Source organism: Nocardioides sp., from assembly GCA_037045645.1.
GTDB lineage: Bacteria > Actinomycetota > Actinomycetes > Propionibacteriales > Nocardioidaceae > Nocardioides.
This window is the reverse complement of record JBAOIH010000004.1, coordinates 432,705-456,916: the sequence shown is the minus strand read 5'-3', so window position 1 is coordinate 456,916 and position 24,212 is coordinate 432,705. Positions and strand designations below refer to the sequence as shown.

Annotated in this window: 17 protein-coding genes and 1 pseudogene; 3 read left to right on the top strand and 15 right to left on the bottom strand. The window is 63.4% G+C overall.

The window, feature by feature from the left end:
• Positions 1 to 38: 38 nt before the first annotated feature.
• The 3 genes from V9G04_15515 to V9G04_15505 all read right to left on the bottom strand — a co-directional run bounded on the left by V9G04_15515 (position 39) and on the right by V9G04_15505 (position 3,701).
• Positions 39 to 683 (bottom strand): hypothetical protein, encoded by a 645-nt coding sequence (locus V9G04_15515; protein MEI2714657.1) that lies wholly within the window; start codon positions 681 to 683, stop codon positions 39 to 41.
• Between the two features lie 500 nt (positions 684 to 1,183).
• Positions 1,184 to 2,956, bottom strand: coding sequence for a DUF262 domain-containing protein (locus V9G04_15510; protein MEI2714656.1), 1,773 nt, complete (start codon positions 2,954 to 2,956; stop codon positions 1,184 to 1,186).
• Between the two features lie 19 nt (positions 2,957 to 2,975).
• On the bottom strand, positions 2,976 to 3,701 hold the full coding sequence (locus V9G04_15505) for a methyltransferase domain-containing protein (GenBank protein ID MEI2714655.1): 726 nt from the start codon (positions 3,699 to 3,701) through the stop codon (positions 2,976 to 2,978).
• A gap of 348 nt (positions 3,702 to 4,049) precedes the next feature.
• On the opposite strand from V9G04_15505, the gene V9G04_15500 reads away from it, so the two are divergent.
• From V9G04_15500 to V9G04_15490, 3 genes are all read left to right on the top strand, one after another.
• On the top strand, positions 4,050 to 4,457 hold the full coding sequence (locus V9G04_15500; GenBank protein MEI2714654.1) for a hypothetical protein: 408 nt from the start codon (positions 4,050 to 4,052) through the stop codon (positions 4,455 to 4,457).
• Positions 4,458 to 4,516: 59 nt separating this feature from the next.
• Complete coding sequence (locus tag V9G04_15495; GenBank protein MEI2714653.1) at positions 4,517 to 4,819, top strand: hypothetical protein; 303 nt, start codon at positions 4,517 to 4,519, stop codon at positions 4,817 to 4,819.
• 126 nt (positions 4,820 to 4,945) lie between these two features.
• Entirely contained in the window at positions 4,946 to 7,696 is a 2,751-nt protein-coding gene (locus V9G04_15490; protein MEI2714652.1) for a DEAD/DEAH box helicase family protein, read from the top strand.
• A gap of 21 nt (positions 7,697 to 7,717) precedes the next feature.
• Here the strand turns inward: V9G04_15490 and V9G04_15485 are convergent, their stop codons facing one another.
• The 12 genes and pseudogenes from V9G04_15485 to brxC (V9G04_15430) all read right to left on the bottom strand — a co-directional run bounded on the left by V9G04_15485 (position 7,718) and on the right by brxC (V9G04_15430) (position 24,208).
• Positions 7,718 to 8,584 carry a nuclease-related domain-containing protein gene (locus V9G04_15485; protein MEI2714651.1) on the bottom strand — a complete coding sequence of 289 codons (867 nt, stop codon included), beginning with the start codon at positions 8,582 to 8,584 and terminating at the stop codon, positions 7,718 to 7,720.
• Positions 8,585 to 8,659: 75 nt separating this feature from the next.
• On the bottom strand, positions 8,660 to 9,088 hold the full coding sequence (locus V9G04_15480; protein ID MEI2714650.1) for a LeoA/HP0731 family dynamin-like GTPase: 429 nt from the start codon (positions 9,086 to 9,088) through the stop codon (positions 8,660 to 8,662).
• Between the two features lie 13 nt (positions 9,089 to 9,101).
• Positions 9,102 to 10,394, bottom strand: a complete 1,293-nt coding sequence (locus tag V9G04_15475; protein ID MEI2714649.1) for a GTPase domain-containing protein — start codon at positions 10,392 to 10,394, stop codon at positions 9,102 to 9,104.
• On the bottom strand, positions 10,391 to 12,007 hold the full coding sequence (locus tag V9G04_15470) for a hypothetical protein (protein MEI2714648.1): 1,617 nt from the start codon (positions 12,005 to 12,007) through the stop codon (positions 10,391 to 10,393). The genes V9G04_15475 and V9G04_15470 overlap by 4 nt, the downstream gene beginning before the upstream one ends.
• Positions 12,008 to 12,661: 654 nt before the next feature.
• Positions 12,662 to 14,794 (bottom strand): BREX system Lon protease-like protein BrxL, encoded by a 2,133-nt coding sequence (brxL, locus tag V9G04_15465; GenBank protein ID MEI2714647.1) that lies wholly within the window; start codon positions 14,792 to 14,794, stop codon positions 12,662 to 12,664.
• An 11-nt stretch (positions 14,795 to 14,805) separates the two neighbouring features.
• Complete coding sequence (locus tag V9G04_15460) at positions 14,806 to 15,048, bottom strand: hypothetical protein (protein MEI2714646.1); 243 nt, start codon at positions 15,046 to 15,048, stop codon at positions 14,806 to 14,808.
• A complete protein-coding gene (pglZ, locus tag V9G04_15455; protein ID MEI2714645.1) occupies positions 14,975 to 16,396 on the bottom strand; it encodes a BREX-1 system phosphatase PglZ type A in 1,422 nt (473 codons plus the stop codon). Before pglZ ends, V9G04_15460 begins: the two co-directional genes overlap by 74 nt.
• 74 nt (positions 16,397 to 16,470) lie before the next feature.
• Entirely contained in the window at positions 16,471 to 17,091 is a 621-nt protein-coding gene (locus V9G04_15450; GenBank protein ID MEI2714644.1) for a hypothetical protein, read from the bottom strand.
• Positions 17,092 to 17,310: 219 nt separating this feature from the next.
• Entirely contained in the window at positions 17,311 to 18,003 is a 693-nt protein-coding gene (locus tag V9G04_15445) for a class I SAM-dependent DNA methyltransferase (GenBank protein MEI2714643.1), read from the bottom strand.
• 151 nt (positions 18,004 to 18,154) lie between these two features.
• Positions 18,155 to 20,743: pseudogene (gene pglX / locus V9G04_15440) on the bottom strand (BREX-1 system adenine-specific DNA-methyltransferase PglX).
• Positions 20,743 to 22,947: a BREX system P-loop protein BrxC gene (gene brxC, locus V9G04_15435; protein ID MEI2714642.1), complete on the bottom strand. Its 2,205-nt coding sequence runs from the start codon at positions 22,945 to 22,947 to the stop codon at positions 20,743 to 20,745. The pseudogene pglX and the gene brxC (V9G04_15435) overlap by 1 nt, the downstream one beginning before the upstream one ends.
• Complete coding sequence (gene brxC / locus V9G04_15430) at positions 22,877 to 24,208, bottom strand: BREX system P-loop protein BrxC (GenBank protein ID MEI2714641.1); 1,332 nt, start codon at positions 24,206 to 24,208, stop codon at positions 22,877 to 22,879. Before brxC (V9G04_15430) ends, brxC (V9G04_15435) begins: the two co-directional genes overlap by 71 nt.
• Between the last annotated feature and the right edge of the window lie 4 nt (positions 24,209 to 24,212).

The following is a 24,212-nucleotide window of genomic DNA, read 5'->3' as shown; positions in this document are numbered from 1 at the left end:
TCGGAAGATGATGACGGCGTACAGAAGGATCGTTTCGGCTAGGGAGAACTGCTTGGTCCCGTAGTCCTCGAGGCATGCTCCGAAAAGGTTCGGGTTCTGCGACTCGAAGAGCAACAAGCCAGAGTCAGAGTCGCCTCCAACGGAGAAGAGCTTCGCGAAGACCGCGGCAGGCACGTCGTCTGAAGCCGTTTCGCCCACCCAGGTGTCGAAGGCGAAGAACAGGAACCCGAGGTGGGTGTCCGCGTCCTCGTGCTCCACGAAAACCCGGCGGGCACGATCGAGGAGGGTGCTTGCCCCCGGGTCGCCCCGGCGCGCCACTCGCAGACGTCGACGATGAATGCGAGGTAGTTCATGAACTCGTCGTCGACAAGAAAGTTGCCGCCCTCGTAGTGCCAGAGGAGGTCCGACCACTCGCGATCGAACTTCTCACTGAGCTCAGCCTGCCTTCCCGAGGCACCCAAGAGCTTCTCGAACCGAGCCTTGAAGACCTCGAACTCGGTTAGCGGCTTTCCGCGCGAGTTCATCTTGATGTAGAGGTCGTCGCCGGACTCCATGTCGTCGATCGGCAGGAACAGAAACGTGATCGCCTCCGCGTCGGGCGACGACAGTCGTTCCCAAAGGGCCACGAAGTCGTGCTCTTCTCGTGACAGTCGCTCGTGGATCGCGGTGATCATGACCAGCATCGATTGGATCGTTGGATCCGTACGCCATGGGAAGAGGTACCAAGCCTGATCGGTGATCCAGGTCTGACGGGTCGCTCTCCTCGTGCGGCCAGCCGTTCGTGACAAGTTCGTGGCAGAAGTACTCGTGCGCTGAGCCGCGTCGCGTAGCGGAACTTCGTCCAGGGCTCGTTCGGGTCCAGTACGCCGGCCCGCGACGCGACGTACCAGTGCAGCAGGAACAGGGTGGTCAGGCGCTGCTGCCCATCGAGCGGCTTGAGGACGCCGTGCGCGGTGACTTCGCCGTATACGAAGTCCAGGCCGACGGACTCCGGCGTGGTCAACGCATTGATCGAGCACCTCGAGGAAGTCGCGCCGAATCACGGCGGTGTCGTCGTCCTCACGGCCTTGCGCGTAGTCGCGCTGAATGATCGGGATCTCGATGCTCTTGATCGATGGCCTCTCGCCATCGGGCCCACCAAAGATGCCGCGGTAGGTCCTCACGAATCCATCCGTCGCCCTGTTCATGAGACCGCCTCATCGGGCTCGGGGAGGAGGTAGGGCTCGACGACGCTGCGCAACTCGTTGTAGTACGCCTCGCGGTCCTGGGGACCCCACAGGTGGAGCTGCGAATCAGCGTCCTCGGTGTAGTACTTGAGGAAGGCGTTGCGAGTGCACGGCGGAATGTAGGCACCCTCGCGATCGAGGCGCAAAATCTCCTGCCGTTTCACTTCGAAGACGGAGTTGCCGAGCGCGCTGTTGTGCCCGCGGTCGAGAAGCGCGAGGTTGGGCAGCAGGTGCACGTCGTCGCCGAGCACCGGGTCGCCGGTCGCCGCGAAGGCGGCGAGGATCTCGTCCTCTAGTTTCCGGAACTTCTCCGCGATGCCGACCGCTCGCGCGTCAATCGACTGAATGGTCGCGTCGATTCGATCGAACAGCTCGCCGTTTTCCGCCTCGGTGCGCCCCGGAACCGCTGAAAGGCTTTGCCGGTGCAGGTGGAGCCAGGTCTTCCACTGCTCGGCTCTGGTCAATGGCGCAGCGTTCTGCGCGTGGATGTGCTCCACGGACCAGCTGCCCCCTGCATGGTCGTGGAAAGAGAAACGCTGTGTGCGTCGCTCTCTCATGTCGTCGGGTCCGAGGACCGTGGCCACATTCATCAGCAGGAGGAGTTGCTGGCAGGCGTCGCGATGCAGCTCGTAGTTGAGGTCGCCGAGGCGAGTGCGGGTTAGCCCGATGCGAGCACGGATGCGTTCGACCAGGGCCAACCTGAACGCCTTGTTGGTGGAGCCGCCGGCCAGTTCGACGATCCGCTCGAACTCGTACCGATCTCCGGTAGCGATCAGGAAGCCGATCAGGTGATAGAGCGTCCGGTCATGGAACCACCCGGTGATGAGTCCATGCATGCGTACGACGTCTCGCCAGAACTCGGAGGGAGCCTTCTCGATCCTGGGTCTGAGCTCCTCGAAGACCCAGTACCTGTGCTGTTCCTTGCCATCGGTGCTGCCGGCCATCGCGCGGAAGAGCAAGTCGATGTGGGTCGGCCACTCTGAGGCCGAGCCGGTGATGAACGCCCAAAGCTCTGGGTCCCGCAGGTCGCGTTCGAAGCTGTCCCACTGAACGGCGATCTGCTCTTGGCGTTCGGGACGGCTGCCGTCGGCGCCGATCTTGGACAGCACCAGAGCCTTGATGAGCTCAGCGTCGGTAAGGGGAATCCGACCGACGTTCAGGCGCCTGAACAACTCGTTCTTGTCCGTGCCCTCCGGAGCCTCGTACCAAATCAGATGGACATGCTCGGCCAAGGCCTTGCGCATGTTGATGGCTGCGCCCTCAGAGTCGGGCTGCTCCTCGAACCACTTCCCGATCGCCTCGTATGCCGAGTAGATGTAGTGGAAGTCGATGTTCGAGTGACGGAGTGCGGGGTTGAGAGTGTCGAGGTACTCGCGACTGTTCTCCCTTGTCTCGTACGCCAGGGAGTAGTTGACCTTTGCGCGCGGCAGCCAGTTGCTGTCCCGCAGGTACTTCACAATCAGGTACAGCGTCGTGAGTCGCTGCTGCCCATCGATCAACTCCCAGTTGCCAGCGGCTTCCCTCCACATGACGACGATAGGTTGCAGGTAGTAGCTCCGCGGCACGGACACCGCGATGACGTCGGTATTGATGTCGTCGAGGAGTTTGACGACCTCTGGTGCACCCCAGCGGTACCCGCGCTGGTACGAGGGTACGAAGAACTCGCCGGAAAGGGCGTCGCTGATGACGAGCTTCCGCGTCAGTTCGGCAGATCGGGTGTCCAGGGTCATCAACTGGATCCTATTGACGTCAGGTGGAGGCGTGGCCGTGTTCGGCGAGGATTCGCTGAACCGAGGTCTTCGAGACATCGCTGACTGTCCACTCGGTTTCGTCCACGACGATCACCGCTACCCGCGCGATCTGCTCGACCTGCTCTCGCTCCGGTGCGCTCAACTCCACGGATGAGTCAAGGAAGACCCAGTCGAACTGGCCCGGCGTGAACTCGCCGGTGCGAAGCGCTGACCGGACATCGACGGGGTACACGGCTGCCGCCTTCGGGTGCTTACGCAGCAGCAGGTTCAGCATTGCCTGACTGGAGTCCACGCCGGCGTACCGATCCGGCGCGCCAAGCCCGAGGTCCAGCACGCGACCAGTCCCGCAACCGATGTCCAGCACATGCGGCGGGTAAGTGCCCCGGACGCCGGCGAGGAGCTGTTTCACACGTTCTGACTCTCCATCTGGAATCGGGTGCTCGGCGTCCCAGGTCGTCGCGATGGCGTCGAATGGCGTCTCGATGCCGCTGATCGTCGATTGCGCGTTCTGGACCCCGTAGAAGAGCTCGGTCGTCGCCCGGTTCACCAGCGTCGTGTCTGTGAAGTGCCTGTCCTCGGTCCACCAGCGGCACCTGCCGTCGGGACTGAACAGATAGATCTTCGTTAACGAGTAGTACTTGCCCGGCTGCCCGAACGTGTGGATCACCCGCGCTGCACGGACCATGTCCTCGTGCGTCATGCCAGCCGTGCGGTTCTCGACCACGTAATGGTGCGGCGCGGTCCCGGCGTGGGTCTTGGCGAAGATCCATTCGAGTTCGTTCAGCTCGTACGAGCCACCAATCGAGATCGGCATGAGTGATTCGGTCCTGCGTCATCTGTCCTTCCTAGGGTTCGTTCGTCCGATCGCCGTGATCATCGCTGCGACCACCGACAGAAACGGCAGGGCGGTGCTTCGTCGGTCCGGCTCTGACGCCTGCTTCCTGGCAGGATTTGAACCCGCGACCTCAGGAATTACACAGGCGATTCCGGGTGCTATCGAACGTTGCGGGCAACTGAGGTCGCACGTCCGCATTGACCCGAATCTGTCGGACCCCGATGGGAGGATTGCGGAGTGAAGGACACCCGATTCTCAACCGGCTTCGACAGCACTGCGGATCTTCTCAGCGGCGTCGACATCGACGACGTCGGTGACATCGAGACCTTGCTGATGTTCCTCTTCGCCAGGCCAATGGGCGTTGATGAGGTGTGGGATGACGACGGGGCCGCAAGTTCTCTTGATGTCAATGTGCACGGCAATGACGGGAGCATCGGATTCGTCTACGACTTCCCAATGAGCGTGATGGAGTTGGCTCGCTCATGCGCGGACACGGTGAATGAACTCGGCCCATTCACCCGAGATCGGTTCGCCCAAGAGGAGTCGCCTGACGTCTCGACCATGAGTGACGCCGAACTCATAAGTGCCTTGCAGCAGGCCCTCGGCCAGGTCCGCGTTTTCAACATGATGGACGCCGGCGATTGAGGCTCGAACCAGGTCCATTTTCGCCCGATTCTGTCGGTCCCCTCCTCTACATTTGATCAATGATGCTTCCCCCGGACGACCTGGAACCTGAGCCGTACGACGTCCCGCGCGGCATCTGCCCGACTTGTGGATCGGGCGACATCACCCATTTGGTCATCGGGTTGCCCACCGGACCGGATGTGATGACAGGCGACCCAGACTGGGTGCGCTGGGTCGGCTGCGTGCACCCCGGCTACAACCGGGAGTGCACCAGCTGTGGTTCCACCTGGAGTGCCCAAGCTGCCGCTTCGGACGCACCGGTCCTACGACGACGCACGACTCCCGCACCGCTGCCACGCCCCTTCAAGCGCCGACGCGGATAGGCGCCGACGGCATGCAAATACGCCTTCCTGCAGGCGCGGGTGCTGCACTTCCGCACATCCCACACCGCCAAATGCACCTACGCACCGTCCTCGATGCTTGGGCTACGGCGTACAAAGGACCCGAGCATGGCTGACCATCGGCGGTCCGCGCGATTCTCGTGGAACCTCGTCGATGAGACCTTGATCCGCAAGCTCCTCAGGGCCGCCTACACGAAGTTCGGCCCGCCGGAACAAGCGCAGAGCGTCTCGTCACTAACGCCCGAGCAGCTCCGGCGGAACGCGGAGCGCGTTCTCGGCCGACCACCCAGGACCGCACTGCGATTCGAGCTAACCGACACACTCCGCCTTGGCTGGCTCCCCATGGCAAGCGCCGAGGACCTGGCGAACCTCACCGGCATGGTCAACCGCTACAACTCTCTGACCACCCGGAAGGAGAGGCTCGACTTTCTGCTGACGCGGAATCGCACGGACGGCTTCGTCGCAAATCTGTGGTCAGCATTTGTTGCCGCCCACAAGGAGGCTGTCCTGCACCCAGTCGGCCCCGGCGGCGCGACTCAGAGGGCCAAGGCGTCCGTAATGGAGCTGGTCGGCGAAGACGCCAAGGCGCGGCATACCCCGTACAGCCATCAGGCACACGCGTGGCGGGAGCTGGATCGACTGCGTTCGGCCGGCGGACATCGTTCCGGGCTGATCGTCATCCCGACCGGCGGTGGCAAGACAGCCACCATGGTGACCTGGATCATCGGCGAGCTGCAGCGCCGCTCCAAGTTGCGCGTGTTGTGGATCGCCGACCAGCAGGAGCTCGTCAACCAGGCAGCACGGGAGTTCCGGGAGCATGCCAGAACGGCCCCGGTTGGCTTCCGCCGACGGCTCAGGGCGGTGCACGGACAGGCCGGTAGCGCCTCAGCCCTCGCGGATCGAGACGTCGACGTGGTCTGTACGACGCGGCAGTCGCTGATCGGACAGCAGTTCGACGGAAAGTCGAAGGCAACAATCCGGGCGTTCCTCACCGGCCCGACAGTCGTGGTCATCGACGAGGCTCATCACGCCGTCTCACCGACCTACCAACGGCTGGTCGATTTCCTCTGGGAGGTCGGAAGCGGGTTGATGCTGGTCGGGCTAACCGCCACCCCGTGGCCCGCGGGTGCTGGGCAGACCGCCAAACTCCGGCAGACCTTCGCCCGCGAGCTCGTATCAGTAGCAACCGCGGAACTCGTCGCGAAGGGCGATCTGGCTCGCCCCGTCATCCACACCGTAGCCACGACAGAGCAAGTGAACGTCAGTGCGAGCGATCTGAAGCGACTCGCATCTGGCCGTGAGGTACCTCCCCGGGTGGCGCGACAGCTTGACCGCGCGGGCCGTAACAACCTCGTTGTGAAGCAGTGGGTGGACCGCCAACAGGTGTGGGGTAAGACCCTTGCCTTTGCTTGTGACACCGCCCACGCAGACTCGCTCGTGGACGCCTTCCGCGACGCCGGGGTCGCAGTGCACGTAGTCCACAGTGCGGCGGGCACTGACCGTGCTGCTGTTCTGGATCTCTTTCGACGGGCCACTGAACCGCAGGTCCTTGTCAGCGTCGGCATGCTCCTCGAAGGCGTCGATATCCCGTCGGCCCGCACCGCTTTCTTGTGCCGCCCAACCGCGAGCCACATTGTGATGCGGCAGATGGTCGGCCGCGTGCTACGTGGCGTGCGTGCGGGTGGTGATCCCGAAGCACACGTCGTTGAGTTCGTGGATAGCTGGCGCGAAGACGGCGGTCTCCTCAGTTCGGTCAGCATCCTCAGCTCGGCCGATATCCCGGATGTACCTGCGAGCCCCACCGGAGCAGGCGAAGGCGTCGGGGAGCACGAACTGCCTCCGATCCTCGCCGAGGATGGTGAGACCGAGGTGGGTACCGATCTGATCCGCAGTATTTCCCGAGCCATGGAGGCTCGAGTCCGCAGGGACGGTCTTACAGCCACGCTGACGAGCAGCCGCCTCATCGGCTTCTACGACCTCGACGTACGACGCATTCCCGTCTTCGAACACGCGGCTCTAGCTTGGACGGATGTCGCCACATGGGCCACCGACCCAAGAGACAAGCGCGGCACGACTGCGATGTCCTTCTTCGACGACGTCCCTCCTCCGGCACCGCTTGACGATGAAGTCGCCGCCTTCGTCGACTACTGCAAGTCCTATATCGGAGCGCCGCCCTTCGTTCCCCTTGAGGCATCGGTCGACGTGGTCGCGACGGCACGCAAACTCATCGCGGCGGGCCGGCTCTCCGAGCTGGAGCGCGTTGCAGTGCTCCGAGAAGAGTACGAGTCGTCGCTCGCGCGCAGCCTCTATCCCAGCCTTCAGTTCTTCATCGAAGCCGTCGAGCAAGAAGTGCTCGCGCAGCTGAAGGTGATCGATTCGGGCGCCCGACCCGAGTCCGTGCCGAAACCCGATGCCATCCCTTCCAAGACCCTCCGCAGAGATTCCAACCGGAACCTCAAGGGCTTGTTCAAGGAGACCGTCAAGGCCGGCGTGTCACTGCTTGCCGCTGAGTCAGCGTACGACGGCTGGCTCGACGCTGACGAGCTACCCGAGATCGATTGGACACGCCGAGACGTCCAAGCCGTGTGGGGCTATTGGAGCTGGCGCAAGGGCGCCAGGGCACGCGACAAGCCGGTCATCCGCATCAACCTCGCGCTCAAGGCACCGAAGACGCAGATCTCGGACGACCTGCTCAAGTACCTCATCTGGCACGAGCTCTGCCATCACCTAACGCCCGGACAGGGACACGACGCGGAGTTCAGACGGCTGGAAGGCCTTTGGCCAGAACACGCGCGACTCGACCACGAACTTGACACTCTTCACGAGGCCTACGCGATGCCGAAAAAGCCCGCGAGATAGTAGTCGGGACGCCCCCCGGCCTCACGCAGGCCTAAATCTGGACGCTAGATCCTCGCGCACCGACGCGACGTCGACGACTCCCTCGCCCGTCTCAGAGAGGAACTTCGCGAGTCGCTTCGGCCATAGGACGTGAACCCCCCGGGTTGCGAAAGCTCCACCGATCAACGGCCAATCGGCTTCTACGAAACAGAGCGCTCCGGTCACCGGCAGGTCGTCCACAACCTCGCGGACCAGGTCGACCTGCTTCAGCACCCCGTCGACCAATTTTGTGCAGTCGCGTCGACCAACCATGACCTTCTCGGCGCGGGGACGTAGGATGCCGCCCTCGATGTTCAGTTCAGGCCGACCCTTGTACCGCTTCGCGTCGATCACCCAGATGCCGGCAGGCGTGATGGCAATGTGGTCGATGTTGGCCTTCGTGCCTGGGATGCGCCGGTCGTGCAGGACCGCGAACGACGCCGAGACGAGCGAGTCGAGCCGGGCACCAAGGCGTTCCTCGCCGATCGCGCCCTTCGCCCACGCCTTTGTACTCAATTTCTCGTCGGACAGCGCGACCGCAATGCCGCCGAGCTTTCCCCACTTCTGGCGGAGCTGCTCCTCGTCCTTGGCCTTGCGTCGCTCGTACTCTCGGCGTGCCGACGATCCAGCGATGCCAACCTCCTCGGGCGGTGCGTCGACTGCCAATGCCTTGACCTGGTGCAACTCCGCGACGCCCTGCACCTTGGTCGGGCACTCGACGCAGCGCACGGTCTTCGTCTTCCGCTCGTAGATGGCTTCGGCCCGTGCTGGCAATTCCGTCCCGCAGCGTCGGCAGAGCCCGGCGTAGCGGAGCTTCATCCGCTTCTCTGAATTGACGCCGGGGGCGTCTCCGTCATTCGGGGCGGGCATCGGGCCACACTATTGATGAGGGCCGACAGCGTCGGTGGCCCATCCCATGGAGGACGACCTTCGGATCGCGAAGGCTCACGGCTCTAGCACAGGCACGCTGAGTCGATCGAGCATCGACTGGGCCTCGACCTGGATCGCGCTAATTTCGCGGTCCAGGTCACTTCGGGACGCTTGGTTGTCGCGCACCGACTGGTTGACCTCGTCGATCTCGCGGAGGGCGGCACCAAACTCGGCGTCGAGTTCGCCACGAACCTGGGTGAGCGTGGTCCTCGCGATGTCGTCACACTGCGCAAGCACGCCGCCAATCAGCGCGTTTCGGCGACGCATCTTCTCCTTCGTGGCCGCCTCCTCCTGACGCTCCTCCTTGACGACCGAATACGCCTCAAGAGCTACAGGAAGGACGACGCTTCCGACCCTGGCGACCTTGCCGATGTTGTTCGCCCAGCGCACGGCCTGGTACGGCTTGAATTTGATACCGACGCGCTTCCCAGCGTTGTAGACGATCTTGTGTCCCTTGCTACCTGCTGCCTGCTTGATTCCGTCGCCCGCACCCCAGCCCTGCTGGAACTTCTTCAGATGATCGGTCGCCTTCGGACCCCAAGCGGGGACGCGTAAGCTTCTGCTTTTGACCCGGCTTGCGCACCACGCCCGGCTTGACCGGGACGATCTGCGCCTCAATGTCGCCTTGGACGTCCAGCGCGAGCAACTGGTGGGCGTACGGCGACGCCTCAATCTCGCGCACCTCAGACGTGAAGTCGGCAAGTTGTGAGTCCAAGACAGCGCGCACCCCATCGACGAACCTCTGATTCGCCGAGTTCAGCTCATCGTTCAGCATCTCGGAGGCGGCATCGAGCTCGGACCAGTCGGGGTTCGGAGACTCCTCGATCGACTCCGCCGTGTCGGCGAGGTGCTCCGCTGCCCGGATACACGCGGTTCGGAACTCGGTCGCCTGTCGTTCGAGAGCCGAGTCCAGGAGTCCACGGCGATTCGTGAGCGCGCCGCGTTGGCGCGCGAGGACAGTCAGGACTGCTTCCTCGTCGGGGTCATCAGTGAGCACGGCGAGTGCCTCGCCGGCGACGAGGGCGACCTGCTGAAGTGGCACGCGGAAACGCGCCAAGTCACCACGATCCCGTGCAATCCGGTTGATCATGTCCTTGACCTCGATCATCCTCGACGCCTCAATGCGGCGGCTCGCACGCGACGCGTCCTCCTCATGCAGTCCGTCCACATAGGTCTTGGCGTCGCACTCAACCCACGGCACCTGATCGGCGAAACGGCCAAGAGCCTCACGGACCGCGGCCTCCCGCACCCCTTCGGCCGCGACGAGGCTTCGACACTTGGTGACCACCACAAGCAACTGCGGTGCCTTTCGCAGATCCTCGGTGACGTGCCGCAGGTGCTCGACCGAGCGATCGTCGAACAGGTCAACGCTTACGGCGAACATCACGAGATCGGCGGTACGCAGGGCCTCCTCGGCGAGCTGGTCGTGCCCGAGCAGACCGGCTTGCACTCCAGGGGTGTCTACCAAGTCCACCAATCCATCCCAGTCGAAGACCTCAACCTTGTCGGTCGCGACCGCCGAGTCGATCACCACCTGAGCGGCCTCGTCCGTGAGTGCCTTGATCAAGGTCGACTTGCCGCTGCTGTACTGCCCGGTGAGAACCATCCGGGGCCGTTCGTGCTCCTCCACAAGCAGCATCCGCCGGAGCCGCGCTCCCTCATCGGCCGGCAGGTTCTCGAGTAGCCCATCGAGCCTCTCGGAAAGGTGGCGCGCCACAGCGGGCGCGGAGTGAAACAGGATGTCGGTCATGCGGGGGAACTCCTTTGGACGCTCGGGCCGACGATTTCCACCTGGGTGCCCAGGTGGTCAGACAAAGTCGCTGACCACGCAGCCAGCACCGGCTCCGGCACTGCGGCGTTGGTGGTAACAACCGTGTGGTCGGGACGGCAGCGAATGGATGCGGGGACCTCCTCGGTCAGGCCGAGGACGTAAGACGTCGCGTTTGCACCCAGCACGCCAGGAGAAGGTGCGCGCCCGAAGGTCAGAACCTCGGGCGAGGACGGTGGGAACAGCCATGCCTCGGCCAGAGCTTCGTCAGTGACCTGGATCGCGGTGCAGACCCCGGGGAGCCGGGTCACCCTCTCTACGGACGCGGCCAGGCGAGGTCTGCCGTCGGCGTGCAAGAGGCAGCCGACCGTCTCATGGTCGAGTTTGGAGATCGCGATGTCGATCACCTGCTGCTGAGTCGCCATCACGCCGGCGACGGTCAACGCTGCGGCCTCGGACTCTGCACGGCGCGCGAAAGACCGCGCAACCTCCTCCGCGACGCGTGCGATGGTGTCGGTCCCCGTGGACAGCATCTGACTCTCCAGCTCGCGAAGAACCTCGCCGATCTTGGTCCGCAGGAGCTCGCGGTTCGCTTCCAGGATCTTCGCTTTGCTCGTGAACAGAGCCTGGGCCTTCTTCCGCAGGGGGGTTACGAGCAGTGAGCCGGCCCCTCCTATGACAGCACCGATAGGACCTCCCACGGCGAAACCGACAGCGGCTGCTGCGAGCGCTCCCCCTCCTCCGACCACGATGCCGGCTGCCTTTCGTTTCCACAGTCCCCTGAAGTCACGTAGCCCGCCCACCTTCAGGTTCGGTCTAGCGGCCGTCGTCCATTCTCGTTCGGCGGCGGCGGTCGCCTCACCGACTGCTCGGGACAGCGCGGTAAGCCGGGCATTCAACGCCTCATCGAGTTCGGCAACCAGAGCGCCCTGCTCCTTGTCCCACTCCTCGGAGACTTGCGGGCCGAAGTCGGTGACGTTCTGGTGCCACCCCTGTCGCCGACCGATGAGGCGGATGAAGTCGTCCTCCATCCTCTGCTTGCAGGCATCGACCAAGCGTGCCGTCCGCCGCTCCTGGTCCTCGCGCATACCGCGGGCAATATGGACGAACTCTCGGGTCTGTTGCTCCACGGTGGCGAGGGCTTCGCTCAACGCCTCTGCCTGGGAGCGGACTTCGTCGGCCTCGCGCAGCACGCGCCGAGCGGTACGGCGATCCCGGCTCTCAAGTTCCAAGCTCGCAAGCAGTTCGTCTAATCGGCTCGCTTCGCGAAGCTCGGAACCGTAATCACGGTCCAAGCGCGACTGGCGGGCCGCCTCGGCGTGGAGCATCACTTCGGCGACGGGGCGTACGCCGGCAGCGGAGAGGTGAGAACGGATCGTGTTGAAGTGCCCCTCGTGCTGGTCGAACACCGAGTCCGGGTCCTCGAGGAAGTCGTCGCGGTCCAGGTTGTCGACGAGTGGTGCGCGGCAGTTCAATGCCACAACTACGGGCTTGCCGCGGAACGCCACCGCGCGCAGTGCTTGTGCGGTCTCTTCCTGGAAGGAGTCGTTGCTCGCGACCCACAGCACGAGGTCTGCCCCGGGGACCTCAGCCATCGCGAGAGCTACGTCATCCGCGCCGTCCAAGGCCCCCACTCCGGGGGTGTCGACGATCTCGACGTCAGCGCAAGTCCACTGCCGGCGCCGCGAAGACGTCGAGCGACGTTCGTTGAGCGCCGACCCCGATACGGTCCGCAGAGCCAGCGGTGAGCGTCGAGAGGAGGGTGCTCTTTCCGGCCATCGTCCGCCCCATCAGCACGACACGCATGGGTCGAGCGCTCGGGGGTGCATCAGTGACCTCCACCGCTGTAAGGACGTTGAGAAGCTGTCCAGCGGTCTCGTTTTCAGAGACTGCGTTGAGTGACAGGCGGTAAGAATCCGTCAGTGTTGCGCGGCACGTCGCGACCGCCTTTGAGTGCGACGGTAGAGGGTCCTGGCGTTCTGGTTCGGGACCGATGAACTGGTCCCGAGCCGCCGGACTCCAAGCGTGCCTGTTCGTGCGCTTCTCCTCACGAAGTGTCGTGCGTGTGATTGAGCCCGCGCCTGTCCCGTCCGGGTAAGAAGGGCGGTTCACCGTCGCTTCCCGGGGATGTGGTTCCGGTCCGTGATCGTCGTCATCAGGGAATGGGTCAATCTCCTCCGGCGGCAGCGCGCTTTAGCCACTCGGACGTCACGGACATGCTTCGGCTGTTACGCGTGTTGATGCTGACCTCAGCCATCACTTGCCTCGGCTTCGTGGATGTAGGTCACGCCGAAGGCTTTGACCTGCCGGTACTTCTGGAGCTTCACCGCAAGGTCGAAGGCGTCGTTTGCGACGAACTGGAAGATGTCGAGGCCGCGGCCGAGGTTGATGCGCCAGCCGGAGTTGGCGACGATCGAGCGGTCGTGGATCGTGGCGTCGAACTTCACGTCGAGGGTGATGCCGGCGATCGCGGCGGCCTGCTTCACGCGGAGCAGGAATTCCATCTGCTTCTGCAGCTTCTCTGGCCCGTCGGTGTTCTCGCTCGTCACGAGGAACACCTTCACCTCGTCGGCCGGGTCCTTGACGACTGCAAGCGTTTCGAGCAGCTCCATGAGGTTCCGCGCTTGGTGGAATTGACGGATGTACGGGTCCGTAATCGTGATCTCGGTGGCGCCGTGCAGGTATGGGAGCAGGAGTGTTTCGTAGGAGACGCCACGCTGGTTCTCCTGGAACTCTCGGTGACCCTCGAAGAGGGGCTCGGGCTTCGGCGCAGACTCGGCTGGTGCGGCCTCGGCGGGCTCCTCGACCTCACCACTTTCGATGCGCCGCTGGTGGTAGTGGGCCGGGTACTCGTCCTCCTCCAGTGTGGTGACCGCGTGCCACTCGCCGGACTTGTCGAGGTAGCCGAACTTGACCTCAGCCATCGTGGAGTCGATTCGCAGGATCTGGTCCTTGACGCGCTTGCGGCCCTCGATGGCGAACCGGAGGATCTCGGCGATCTCTTCCTTAGTCGCTTCGCCCTGGGGGTAGAGGATCTTCATCAGCCCGGAGAAGGTTTTGTGGATGCCGTCGCGGTCGCGGGTGGAGATGTCCGAGCCCAGCGTGAAGTGCTCTTGGTAGCGGTCGGAGTAGTCCGCGTTGCGCATCGACTTGAGGACTTCGGCGATGTAGTCGACGACGAAGCCGTAGCCCTCGGAGAACATCTCCCCGCGGATGGTGTCGACCTCCCAGCCCGGGATGAAGTGGTGGAGGCGGTCGAGGTACGCCGCGTCGTGATAACTCTCCGGCAACTCGTCGAACAGGTCGGAGTGCTTGAGCATGTACGCGACGTTGTGGGACGTGTTGCCGACGAACACCATCGATGCCTCGGCTCCCAGGGTCTCGATCCCACGGGAGAACGACTTGTTCGCCATGTAGTTCTTCATGATGTCGACGAGAGCCTTGTCGGTGCGCTTCTTCTTGCCGGCGAACTCGTCGAACGCGACGACGTCCCAGTAGCCGACCAGGCCGATGCGACCGTTGGAGTTGTTTACGAAGAGCTTGGGGACGGTGACCTCTCCCCCGGAGATCAGCATGCCGTGCGGTGAGAACTCCGAGAAGATGTGTGACTTGCCGGTGCCCTTGGGGCCGAGCTCGACGAGGTTGTAGTTGCGCTCGACGAACGGGATCAGGCGGACGAGCTGGATGAGCTTGGCGCGACGGCCGAACAGGGCAGGGTTGAAACCGATCGACTGGATCAGCAGGTCGATCCACTCGTCGGTGGTGAACTCACGGCGCGAGGTGGTGTAGCTGTCGAAGTCGAAGTTCGAGAGTTGAATCGGCTTCAGCGAGCCGAGTTGCCAGGGGACGACGCGGGCGTCGTCGAAGTGGAAGTAGTCGATGTCGCAGATGCACCAGACGCCGCCGACGAGGAGCTTGGGGTGAGCGTTGATCGTGGCCGACTCCACGACGACTCCCTTGATGCCGAGGTTGGAGAACTCTGCCTCGTACCGATCGTCCTTGTCGTTGAGAGAGACAGAGACCTTGTCGATGATCTTGTAGCGCCCGCGTTCCTTGATCGTCGACTTCACCAGCTCGGACTGGTTCCGTTGGACGTAGTGGTCGGCGAGGATCTTGCGCACCGAGTCGATGCCGGCCTGGATGGTGGCTTCGTCGTCGGAGGCTGCGTACTGGCCAAGGAGGTACTCCAGGACGTAGGAGGGCACGATCGCGTTGCCCTTGACGGCCTTGACGAGGTCCTTGCGGACTACGAGGCCGGCAAAGTGCTGGTTGATCTTCTTGTCGAGCGCCGTCTGCTCGGGAGTCTGGTCTGCCGTCTGCCCCTCGATGGTGCCGTCGAGGAGGTCGGCGGCGATCACGTCGAGATCGGTCTCTTCAGTCATGTCGGCCGCCCTTAGAAGTCGAAGTCCGAGGTGAAGGAGCGCTTGAGCGTGAACATCGCCTTCTCGTACACGCGCCACTGGTTCGTGTTGGGAATGAGCTCCTCGAGGCGGAGCTCGACGGCGCGGTTGTTGTAGTCGTTGGCGTCCTTGTTGAGCAGCAGTTGGACGCTCTGGTAGCGGTCACGCTGCTCGGGCGAGGAGGAGTCGAAGGTCAGCTCGGGCGGCGGGTCGTTGGAGATCAGCGTCTCCCCCACGTACAGCCCCGCGCGCAGCACGCGGGCCTGAACCTTGTCGCTGACGGGCTCCGACTGGAACAGCTTCACGACCAGCTGGCCGGTGGTGATCTTGTCGGTGTCCGGGCAGCACCTTGACGTTGACCAGGCGTGTGTCGCTCTTGCGCTTCTTGTTGATCACGAGCACCGGTACGACGATCTCCTGCAGGGTCGCACCGCCGTGGACGAATCGTGTTCCGCCGCCGGCGAGCCTGAGGCGGTGGATCGACTTGGGGATCTGGACCTCGATGTCGCCGTCGAGATTGAGTTGCTCAGCGGTGAACGTGGTGAAGGCGTCGTCGACCTTCAGCCCGTGGCCGAGCACGTAGCGCTTGTTGGAGACGAGGATCTTGTCGCCGTGGGCCTTCTCGGAGAGGAAGAACTGCTCGGGCAGTGCCTCGTCTTGGAAGAGGAAGCCGTGGTCGGCGGTCACGAAGATGTTGGTGGCGTTGGCGTTGGCGGTCTTCTTGACCAGGTCCACCAGCTCGGCCAGCGCGTCAGCTCGGCGGCTTCGAAGACCCGGCGCTCGGTGCCCGGCTTGTCGCCGATCGCGTCGATGACGTCGTGGTAGATGTACAGAACCCGGTTGTTCTTGAACATGTCCCGCCGCTCGTCGGCGGTCAGGGCCCGGAAGGTCCTCGGCTTGGATGGCGCTGCCGCCCACGGTCTCAAGCACCTTCGAGCGCGGACCTACGCCGTTGGTGGGCAGGCCGTCGGCGAGCACTGTCTTGCCGTCAGCGGAGTGCTTCAGAGTGCGGTGCGGCAGGAGTGCGGCCATGCCGAGTTGGGTGTAGCTCGGCAGAACGCCGAGGACGGCATCGAGGTCGGCGTTGAATCGGTCCTCCTGGCGGATGCGGGAACGCAGCTCGTCGGCCACCTCGTATCGGAGGGCGTCGGAGACGATGACGACGGCCTTCTTGTCCTCGCGGAGCGAGCTTGCTCGACGTAGTCGCCGTAGAACGAGCGCTGGGAGCGCAGGACGACCGACTGCCAGCTGGTTGCTGCGTCGACCTGCTTCTGCCAGGCGTTGCCGAGCTCGTAGACGAACTTGTTGGTGTAGCGTCTTCTCGACCAGGTCGCGCAGCGCGTCCAGTGGGCTCGGTCCCTCGAAGGAGCGGCGGGCGTAGGTGAACTGGCGGTAGAGCTGGTCGATGCGGAACCAGTCGGTTCGGTAGCGCTCAAGTCCCTCGTCGAAGGCCGAGATGGTGAAGTCGATTGTGCTCAGCTGCGACAGCAGGTCGGCGGCGGCGTCGATCGCCGCATAGAGCTGGCGGTAACCGTCGATCCACACGCTGCTCTGGCGGGCCCGGACGACTTCGGCCGACCTCACGAGCGGTGACAGTCTGTTCCGTGACGGCTCGAGCAAGGTCCGCGATGATCTTGCGGTCGGTCTCCTCGAACAGGTCATCGGCGACGAGATCGCGGAACGTCGCGTTCTCGATGGTCGCCGTGTAGTCGAGGTCTGCCGATGCCTGCTTGGCTAGGGTCGACATCGCGAGCTTGGCTGCGGCGATCGTTGCGGAAGCTGGCGAAGTCGAGCTGGATGTTCTGCAGCCCTCCGGGGCGGTCGGACTTGAAGCCTCCGAGAGCCGCGCGGAACATCCACAAGACGAAGTCGTCGACACTTGGTGCGGTCGACTCGTAGCCATAGATCGAAGCCGCACCGAGCCAGAGAAAGTCCGCGAGTTCCAGATCGACGAGGGCGTCGTACTTGGAGTGCTGGCCCTTCGATTTCTCAACCAAGAGCGTCCGCATGATCTCAAGGAGGCTGTGCTCCTTCTGCCCGAGCACCACCGCGGACATCTTGGCGCGAAGGCGGGCCGCGTCATCCTCGGTCGTGAGCAGCCCCTTGAGGGTCTCGACGCGCTTCCCCGCGTTGAAGAACTTCTCGTGCTGCGCCACGACCGCGTCGATGCCTTCGGCAGTCAGACCGAGGTCTTGCGAGACCAGGGAGCTCCGGTCGGCGGTGAAGACCCCGTAGGCCAGCTCAAGGTCCAGGAGCCAGTTCCCGACGCCGGCGGGCACTGGGCCTGATCGGTAGACCAAGAACTTCTCGGCGGGTTGCTCCTGGAGCAGTCGGTACTTGATCGCGATACTCGTCGTTTGCTACGCGCAACGTTGTGATACCCGGCAGGGGGATGCTGTCAACGACGGACGCGTACTGACCCTCCGGGTCGTGCCAGAAGACGACGCGGCGGTCGCGAAATCGTCGTTCCAGGTGAGGCATCAGGTTTGCGACATTGGTCATTCGGTCGCCTCCAAGCCAGCGATCTTCTTCAATGCCACACCGAACTTCGGATAGTTGGCCTTCACGCCTTCGTCGAGGTCAATGGCGATGTTCTGTGAGGCCAGCGGGTAGAGCACGTCATGCTCGTACTGGTCGAGCTCCAGCAGGATCGTGCGTAGTCGGTCAGACTCCCTCGCGTTGTTGGACCGTTCAGCGTGCTCCAGGCTCGCCATGAGTTTGGCTTGGAACTCACGGAGGTATTCGTTCAGGACCGTCGATGCGGTCGACGGCGTGTAGCGGTGCATGTAAATCAGGGCGTTGAACGACCCCTTTGGACTGGAGAAAAGCCAGTAGATCGGGCGCTTCTTGTACCGAACTACATGGTCGTCGTAGAACCTTGACCTACCGGCCTTCGTGAGGAAGTAGTCGCGCAGGTGCTTGACCTTGAGCGATTCGTTGATGAATCGGAGATTCTCCTCAAAGTGTTGGGCGCCGAACGCCTCCCGAAGGAACCGTCGGAACTGCTCGACGATGTCGTCCTCGAACCAGTCGCCATCAACGATCGGCAGGACGTTGTCGAAGTCTGGCGCGAACCTCGCCGACGGGACCTTGGCGATGTAGTCGGCGAAGGTGGCACCTTGATCGGACAGAACGAACCCCGGCGCGTCCAAGCTGAACCGCCCCAGCATGCATCCGACCGCAAACGACACCAGCCCCGCGACCAGGCCGTCGGTGGTCGGAACTGAGACGTCGCGGTCTCCGGTAGGCGGCAGGTCGTACGCCTTGGAAAAGAGCAGGTCGATCTCCTGCTCGGCTTCCTGCGCTTGATGCGCGAGGGCGATCTGACGACGGTGCCAGTCGGCGGTAAGCTTCGCGCAGGCTCTGCCTGCCGTCCCAGTGCGCGACCAAGGGATGGCGTTCGAATTCTGCGACTTCCTCTGACTGAGCAAACAGACGCCTCTGGTGCTCGACGAGCCAAGACACCAACTCAACTATGCGTTCCCGATCGCTGGTCGGCGGAATCGGCAACTCCTGGATCTGTCCGACGAGGACGTCGATCGTCCCGGAGATCCGTCGGAGGATTTCGGTCGCAGGGGCACTGTTCAGCAGACCTAGGAGCCATCTGCGCGAGTCATCGCTCACTCCGATCCCAGCGCCCTTGTGGCCGAGGACGAACCCAGCAGGGAGCAGGCGGAACTCGGGGCGCGCGGCAGCCATGGCGGACCATGTGATGGTCTCCTTGAAGTACTCAGACGAACCGTCGTGGCGGAACCCGGGATTGGAACCCGCCCGGGACGCTGCGATCATCGCGCTACCGCCGGCCCGATAGTCGAGGATCTCAGGCCCATAGCCATACCACTTGGCCGGAAAGCTGCCGCGATTTACTGGATACCAGCGGAGATCCGAGGTGTCCGCAGCGGATCTGGCGCCGAACTTGATGGTCTCACGCGAAACCTCGAACCAGAATCGCATGTAGCGCTCGTTGTTCCCAGTCGAGATTCCGCGGTGGACGTGGGCGATGCTCTTCACTCGGGAGGCGTTGAAGAGATCACACAAGTGAGCAGGCAACGAATACGCATAGGACGTCAGCGGCAGCTTCCTAAACTCCGCCGAGTCCACGACGTAGACATTTGTTGTCTCATGGCCACTGATTGCTCGGCGAAGGATGCGGTCCTTCGCCTCGGACCCTTGAGCGTTCAGGTGTAAGAAGGTCGTACGACTTGGATCGCTACGCTGCATATCGCGTCCGCTCAACACGAACGCAGCGTTTGCCCCAAAGATGTCTGAGTGCTTCGAGCTGTCTTGAAGGTGCAGCAGGCTTGAGAGCGAGTAGTTGTCCAAGATCCACTTGCGCATCGTCTCGAAGCTCTTGATGAAGAGCCACGAGTCGCCGACAACCATCGCAGTGATGCCGAGGTCTGCCTGGAGGCTTCTGCTTCGGAGAATGAATCCGGCGTAGATGTCGGCTTTGCCGCTGGGAAACACGTCCTGCATGAACGAGGCGAGGGTGGAGCCCATGTTGGCGCTCCCCATGTAGGGCGGATTGGCAACGACAACCGCGTACTTCTCAGCGAGATACTTCGCTTGGGTGATTGCTCGATGCGCCCACTCCAGCACATCCGCATGCAGGATGTCGCCGCGGTCGTCGAGTTCATCGACGTGGCGCGCGAGCCGAGCAGTGATGTCGGGATCGGGCTCGATGAGCGATCCCAGGGTGTCCGCTTCGGCGAACTGGTTCCAGAAGGTGACCTCGGCGTGCTTGTCGCCGCCCTTGGTTAGGAGGAAGTCAAGTTCGTTGGGGCTGAACGCGATTGGGGCGAGCACGCAGATCCCTGGCTCGACCTGCTTGTTGAAGAAAGTTCGCTGCTTTGCACGGGCCTTCATCGTCAATGCGAACGCGGCCAGCGCCCCCGCACGCGGGTCGATCTCAGTGCCGTTGAGATTGTGAGTGAGGATCAAACCAGGAATATCGGCTGGGCCGTAGCCCTCCTCCTCGTAGATCGCATATAGCAGGTCGAAGGCGTAGGTAAGCATGTGCCCCGAACCGCAGGCTGGGTCGATGACCTTCAACTCCTCAGGCCTGCCGATCCTGAGGAAATCGGTCTGCTCGCCGACCGGCTCGATGTAGTAGTCCATCTGGCTGGCGAGGCCGGACGACGGTCGGTTGAGCATCCAGAGCCGTCCGAGCGAGTTCTCTACCAGGTAGCGCACTATCCAATGCGGCGTGAAGAGCTGGGTCGCAGCGGGCAGTTCATCGGCGCCTGCCTTCTTGCTCTTCTTGAACCCGGCGAAGACCTCGTCTTTACGCTCAGAGATGTAGAACTGGTAGAGCCATCCGATCACCTCGACGTCCTTACAGACGTCAACCGTCAGGACCCTGACCGCGCGGTTGAGAACGGAGTCATCGGCGAGAAGGTTCGCCGGGATCAGCAGTTCCGTGTAGTCACCCTCACGCTCGAACATGAACGGCATCGCCTTGTTCCAGTGTCGGCAGTAGTCCGCCAGCAGCAGCGCATACGCCTCGCCCTGTGGATCGCCGCTTCCGCGAGTGCCGTCCAGAAGTCCCGCGACGGCCGTTCGGGTGAATTTGCTCGCGACCTCGGCGTCAACGACACCACGTTTGGCCTCGGACAAGATCTCGGGCTGGCCTATCTCAATTCCCGCCTGCGGAGAAACGATGCCGATGCCGGTGTACCCGTTGGCGTCCATGAAGCGCAGGGCGACGATCCGGTTGAACCAGATGTAGGCGACCTTGTCCGCGACGGCAGCGCGGCCCTTGTCGCCGCCTCCCGCCGCGGCAACCGCTCTCTCCAGTGCAGCGATAGCCTTGGCCTGCTCGACCCGCTCCGACGAGCCCGGCGCAAGCACTGCGGCGATGCGGGCGGTGACCTCGCGGATGAGCGCGGTCCGTGCCCAGGTCGCGAAGATCTTTAGCGGTGCGGTTTCCATCAGAGGGTGATTCGCTTTCCGTCGTTCAGGGTCTCAATGAGCGCGCTGCGCAGGGCGGTCAGGTAGTTGTCGACGTCTGCCTCGGTCTCGAGGACCCCAGACGCACCTGGCACCCGGACGGTCTTCACTGAGACGGTCTGCTTGACCGGCTCAGGATCGGGGCTCGGAGTGGCTGGCGACGATGCGAGCAGGTCGAGTAGGCCCGGGTACTCGCTGGACTCGAAGTTCGAGCCGATCTGCTGGATGAGCGCGACCTGGTTCTCGGTCCCGATCCGGGCGAGCGTCTGGTCGATCCGCTGGACGGCGCGCTGCTGGGCCTCCGGTGTGGCGGCCGCGTAATACGCGGTGTCGGCGAGCTCGCCGCGGCGGTTCTCCAGGGTGCTGGCGACCGCCGCGCGATTGTCCGCGACAACACTGTCGATCTGGCCCCGCAAAGCGTCGGTGGCTTGCTTGAGCTGGGTCATCTTGCTGCCACGGAAGGCGTTCGGGTCGGCGAGCGCAGTCTTGATGGCCTCATCGCTGCCGGAGGGCAGGTAATTGAGGTTGCTGGTGTGGGTGGTGAGGAGAGCTGCGGCGTCGTCGTAGATCGTCCGCTGTGGTCCGTTGACGAAGGACTGGATCTGGTCGATCACGTGGTCCTTCGCTTCGAGGAGGTCGTCGCCGAGGTTGAAGTCGTTGAGGTACCAATCGTCGCTCTTGCCGACCGCCTGTTCCAGAAGGCCGATCGGGCCGTTGAGTTGTTGGACGAACGGGTAGCGCGAGACGCTCACTGCAGCTCGCAACTCGTCAAGCTTGCCCTTGAGCTTGTCGGCGCCGTGGCGGGCCAACTCAAGGGGATCCTTCGGAGCGCTGGGCTCATCGAAGAAGTCGATGCAGAACTTGCGGAAGCTTGCGACCTTGCGCTCGTCAAACGTCCTCTGCGGCGCGATGACCTGGTGGCCGTGTTTCTGCGTGTTACGCAACGCGGTGGCGACCTCGGTCCGCTTGAGGACGTTGCCATCCATTGTCAGCGTGACCTTCGAGGCGCCGACCAAAGAGGCCACGATGACCTCGATCGAGGCCAGGTCCCACCCGTAGGGCTTGGCCTGGAAGGTGTCGACGATGCTCTTCATGGTGACCTGCTCGCCCTGGCCGGTCTTACGCAGGATCGCCGAGAGGACCTCTTGGGCGGCCTGGTCGATCTTCATCAGTGCTTCTGCATCGAACAGCCCGCTGTCAGGGTTCGCGGCGCCCGCCACCTGCTGTTCGCCGTAGGTGACGCCGCCGAGCAGCTTGAGCTGCGTGTATGTACGGCTGATGAGTTCCTGGAAACCCTCGGTCACTCGTCCGAGCGCGTCGGCCGAGCTGGCGGGGACGTCGGCGGCGTTGATGATCAGCCCCGCCTTGCCGACGGCGGCCTGTATGCGCTGGGCGAGCTCCTTCTCGCGTTCACGGTTGAGGGTCGCCTTGCCCTGAAGGATCTGCTCTTCGATCGCGGAGAGCGAGCTGGTGCGCTTGCGCTTGATGTACTTGTCGGTCTTGAGCAGCAGCCGCAGGTCGGTCAGCACGCGGTCGTCGGGGTCGAGCACGACCCGAAGCTCGTCCTTTCCGGCGCTGTGCATCCGGGTCTCGTCCGCGGTGTAGGGGTAGTCCGGCGTGATGAAGTGGACCGAGAGTTCCTTCTGCTGCCCGTGGACCTGGTCGTCGAGCTTGAACCCGAACGGGAAGTCCTGGCCGTTCTTGGCGTAGCGGATCTTGTTGGTCTTGATGACGTCGACCGAGAGGACCTTGAACAGCTGGGAGCTGACCTCGGAGGCGTCGATGTCGACGTTCTTGATCTCCTCCTCGATAACCTGCTCTTCGTTGGTGAGGTACTCGTAGACCTGGCCGTTGCGCTGGATGTAGGTCTGCCGCTCCAGTTCGGCGAGCGCTTCTTTGACGTCCTCGGCCAACGCCGGCAGATCGAGCCCGAAGCGGTCGTAAACGAGCACGGTGAGGTTGCGGGCGGTGGCCTGGAAGCTCTCGACGTACTTGACGAGGAAGAGCGCCTTGAGAAGCCGGATGGCCAGCTCGTTGTCGAGGTTGCGCTCGGCGACGAGGATCTGCTGCTGGGCCTGTGCCTTCAGCGAGGCGCGGATGCCTTCGAACATGCGGTCAAAGGTGGCCAGCGTTCCGAGCTCGCCGGTGCCGACGACCTTTGCGACGTCCTGGACGACGCCGAGCATGGACCGCTCGCCGACGGAGCTTGTTGCGGCCTTCGAACGCGTTGTGGTCGGAGATCCCGATAATCGCTGCCTGGAAGAGCGGGAACTGGTAGCTGACGAAGGGGTAGGTGCCGACGAAGTGTTCTTCGTCGGTGTAGTTGCGGTACTTCTTCGCGCCGTCGACGAAGTCGAACAGTGTCTTGAAGTTGGCCGACTCGGTGGCGTAGATCTCTCGGAGTGCGAAGGCTCCGGCGTCGTTCTTCTCGAGCAGACGCTTGCGGATGACCTCCTCGACGTCGGCGCTGGTGAGGTGGACGCGGGTCTTGAACCGGGCCTGAATCTTGGAGAAGTCGTTGCCCTGCTGCTTGGTGCGGTCACCGACGACCTTGTCCATGTCCTCCTGGGAGGTCACGAAGACCCAGGCTCGGCCGCCGCACTTGGTATTGAGGCTTTCGGCGATGGTCTGGAGGTTGAGCATCAGGTGGGTGTTGGACCCGATGAACTGGCCGACCTCGTCGACGTAGAAGTTGAGGCGGAAGCCGTCGGGCTGCTTGTCGAGCCATGCCTTGACCTCGTCGGCGAAGTCTTCGATGGAGACCGCGTAGGACTGTTGGTACTGCTTGATGATGCCGTCGGTCGCTTGGCCGTTGATCTCGGCAAAGGCACGGTCGATCGAGGCGCCCTCCAGCGCGCTCTGCTCGCGGCCCTGGCTCCACGGGATCTTGGCGATCCGCTCGAAGGCCTCCCTGAACGCCTCGTACTGGTCGCGTGTGTCGAGGTCGCGCTCGAAGCGGGCGACGTGTCCCTGGTTGCCGTAGTAGCCGCGGCTCTCATCGAAGACCTTCACGAACACCTTGAGCAGCGCGTCGGCCTGGTCTTTGGTGATGAGGGTGGCCTTCTGGTCGATGTTGAACAGCAGGCTCTTGGCCGCGATGCGCTCGGCCTTGGTCAGCAGCGCGGGCAGGAACGATCCGGTGGCCTTGGAGCGAAAGCTCTCCGAGACCTGGCCGCGGTCGAAGTCCTGGCCCTCAACGTCGCCGAGCAGGTGCGCGAGCATCTTGAGCAGGTGTGACTTACCGGAGCCGAAGAAGCCGGAGATCCACACACCGTTGGCGTTGGTGTAGTTGGTGTAGGCCTCAAGCAGGAGCTCGAGGCCCTTGGCTGCCTCGTTCGTCAGGACGTACTCGTCGACCTCGGTGCCCAGGTGTGCAGCGTCGTCGGCCTTGATGACGCCTTCGATGGGGCGCTGGATGTCCTTGGCGAAGATCTGGTTCAACAGCATCGGG